Raw genomic sequence first — 3,190 nt, 5'->3', positions numbered from 1 at the left:
CGGGTTTGGTGTTGGTTGAGAATTGCACAGTGGATGCGAGCATCTTTATAGCTTTTTTGTGGTCAAGTTGCTGAGGGCGTACGGTGGATGCCTTGGCACCAGGAGCCGATGAAGGACGTGGGAGGCCGCGATAGGCCTGGGGGAGCTGTCAACCGAGCTGTGATCCCAGGGTGTCCGAATGGGGGAACCCGGCACCAGTCATGTGGTGTCACTCCCGCCTGAACACATAGGGCGGGTAGAGGGAACGCGGGGAAGTGAAACATCTCAGTACCCGCAGGAAGAGAAAACAATTGTGATTCCGTGAGTAGTGGCGAGCGAAAGCGGATGAGGCTAAACCGTGCACGTGTGATACCTGGCAGGGGTTGCGTGTGCGGGGTTGTGGGACATGTCTTGATCGGGCTGCTGACCGGTCGCACAGTCAGAAAATTCGTGGTTAGTCGAAGTTCGCTGGAAAGCGGCACCGTAGACGGTGAGAGTCCGGTAGGCGAAAATCGCGGGTCTGTGTTGGTGTGTTCCCGAGTAGCGGCGGACTCCTGTAATCTGCCGTGAATCTGCCAGGACCACCTGGTAAGCCTAAATACTCCCTGGTGACCGATAGCGGACGAGTACCGTGAGGGAAAGGTGAAAAGTACCCCGGGAGGGGAGTGAAATAGTACCTGAAACCGTGCGCCTACAATCCGTCGGAGCGTCCTGATGTAATAGTCAGGGGTGACGGCGTGCCTTTTGAAGAATGAGCCTGCGAGTTAGTGATACGTGGCGAGGTTAACCCGTGTGGGGGAGCCGTAGCGAAAGCGAGTCTGAATAGGGCGTTCAGTCGCGTGTCCTAGACCCGAAGCGGAGTGATCTAGCCATGGGCAGGCTGAAGCGCGGGTAAGACCGCGTGGAGGGCCGAACCCACCAACGTTGAAAAGTTGGGGGATGACCTGTGGTTAGGGGTGAAAGGCCAATCAAACTCCGTGATAGCTGGTTCTCCCCGAAATGCATTTAGGTGCAGCGTCACGTGTTTCTTGCCGGAGGTAGAGCACTGGATGGCCTAGGGGGCCTACAAGCTTACTGAAGTCAACTAAACTCCGAATGCCGGTAAGTGAGAGCGTGGCAGTGAGACTGCGGGGGATAAGCTTCGTAGTCGAGAGGGAAACAGCCCAGATCACCAGCTAAGGCCCCTAAGCGTGTGCTAAGTGGTAAAGGATGTGGGGTCGCATAGACAACCAGGAGGTTGGCTTAGAAGCAGCCACCCTTGAAAGAGTGCGTAATAGCTCACTGGTCAAGTGGTTCCGCGCCGACAATGTAGCGGGGCTCAAGCACACCGCCGAAGCTGTGGCATTCACATATTAACCCCGCCTGATGGTTCGTCCTGAGGGTGCAGGTGTGTGGATGGGTAGGGGAGCGTCGTGTCACCGGTGAAGCGGCGGAGTGATCCAGCCGTGGAGGTGACGCGAGTGAGAATGCAGGCATGAGTAGCGAAAGCAGGGTGAGAAACCCTGCCGCCGGATGACCAAGGGTTCCAGGGCCAGGCTAATCCGCCCTGGGTGAGTCGGGGCCTAAGGCGAGGCCGAGAGGCGTAGTCGATGGATAACGGGTTGATATTCCCGTACCCGCGTAGAAGCGTCCATGCTGAACCTGCTTGTACTAACCTCCGGAGATCCTGAAGCCTTCGGGTGGAGGGGTTGATGTTGGGAACTTGGGTGGTAGTAGGCAAGCGATGGGGTGACGCAGGAGGGTAGCTGGACCCGGCCGGTGGTTGTGCCGGGGCAAGCGTGTAGCCCGCAGTATAGGCAAATCCGTACTGCTTGAGGGTGAGACGTGAAGCGGAGCCGTTTCAGGCGAAGTCAGTGATCCCATGCTGCCGAGAAAAGCCTCTAGCGAGTTTCGAGCGGCCCGTACCCCAAACCGACACAGGTGGTCAGGTAGAGAATACCGAGGCGATCGGGCGAACTGTGGTTAAGGAACTCGGCAAATTGCCCCCGTAACTTCGGGAGAAGGGGGGCCACCGATGGTGAGACCACGTGCTGGTGGAGCGGTTGGTGGCCGCAGAGACCAGGGGGAAGCGACTGTTTACTAAAAACACAGGTCCATGCTAAGTCGTAAGACGATGTATATGGACTGACGCCTGCCCGGTGCTGGAACGTTAAGGGGACCTGTTAGTCCTTCGGGGCGAAGCGGAGAACTTAAGCGCCAGTAAACGGCGGTGGTAACTATAACCATCCTAAGGTAGCGAAATTCCTTGTCGGGTAAGTTCCGACCTGCACGAATGGCGTAACGACTTCCCCACTGTCTCAACCACAGGCCCGGCGAAATTGCACTACGAGTAAAGATGCTCGTTACGCGCGGCAGGACGGAAAGACCCCGGGACCTTCACTATAGCTTGACATTGGTACTCGAATTCGATTGTGTAGGATAGGTGGGAGCCGGTGAAGCGGCCACGCCAGTGGTTGTGGAGGCAAGCTTGAAATACCACTCTGTTGGATTTGGGTATCTAACTTCGGACCGTGATCCGGTTCAGGGACAGTGTCTGGTGGGTAGTTTAACTGGGGCGGTTGCCTCCTAAAATGTAACGGAGGCGCCCAAAGGTTCCCTCAGCCTGGTTGGCAATCAGGTGTTGAGTGCAAGTGCACAAGGGGGCTTGACTGTGAGACTGACAGGTCGAGCAGGGACGAAAGTCGGGACTAGTGATCCGGCACTGGCAGGTGGAAGCGGTGTCGCTCAACGGATAAAAGGTACCCCGGGGATAACAGGCTGATCTTCCCCAAGAGTCCATATCGACGGGATGGTTTGGCACCTCGATGTCGGCTCGTCGCATCCTGGGGCTGGAGTAGGTCCCAAGGGTTGGGCTGTTCGCCCATTAAAGCGGTACGCGAGCTGGGTTTAGAACGTCGTGAGACAGTTCGGTCCCTATCCGCCGCGCGCGTAGGATACTTGAGAAGGGCTGTCCCTAGTACGAGAGGACCGGGACGGACGAACCTCTGGTGTGCCAGTTGTTCTGCCAAGAGCACGGCTGGTTGGCTACGTTCGGAAGGGATAACCGCTGAAAGCATCTAAGCGGGAAGCTCGCTTCGAGATGAGGTATCCCACCCCTTGAGGGTTAAGGCCCCCAGTTAGACCACTGGGTTGATAGGCCGGAAGTGGAAGCCTGGTAACAGGTTTGAGCTGACCGGTACTAATAGGCCGAGGACTTGACCTCAACCATAAA

General features: G+C 57.1%; 1 rRNA gene. It reads left to right on the top strand.

Going from position 1 to position 3,190, the window contains the following annotated elements:
* Positions 1-60 precede the first annotated feature (60 nt).
* Positions 61-3,181, top strand: a 23S ribosomal RNA gene (locus tag OP18_RS50415).
* Positions 3,182-3,190 lie beyond the last annotated feature (9 nt).

The sequence above is a fragment of the Dactylosporangium aurantiacum genome, from assembly GCF_000716715.1.
In the GTDB taxonomy this organism is placed as follows: Bacteria; Actinomycetota; Actinomycetes; order Mycobacteriales; family Micromonosporaceae; genus Dactylosporangium; species Dactylosporangium aurantiacum.
This window is presented reverse-complemented; position numbering and strand designations above follow the sequence as displayed.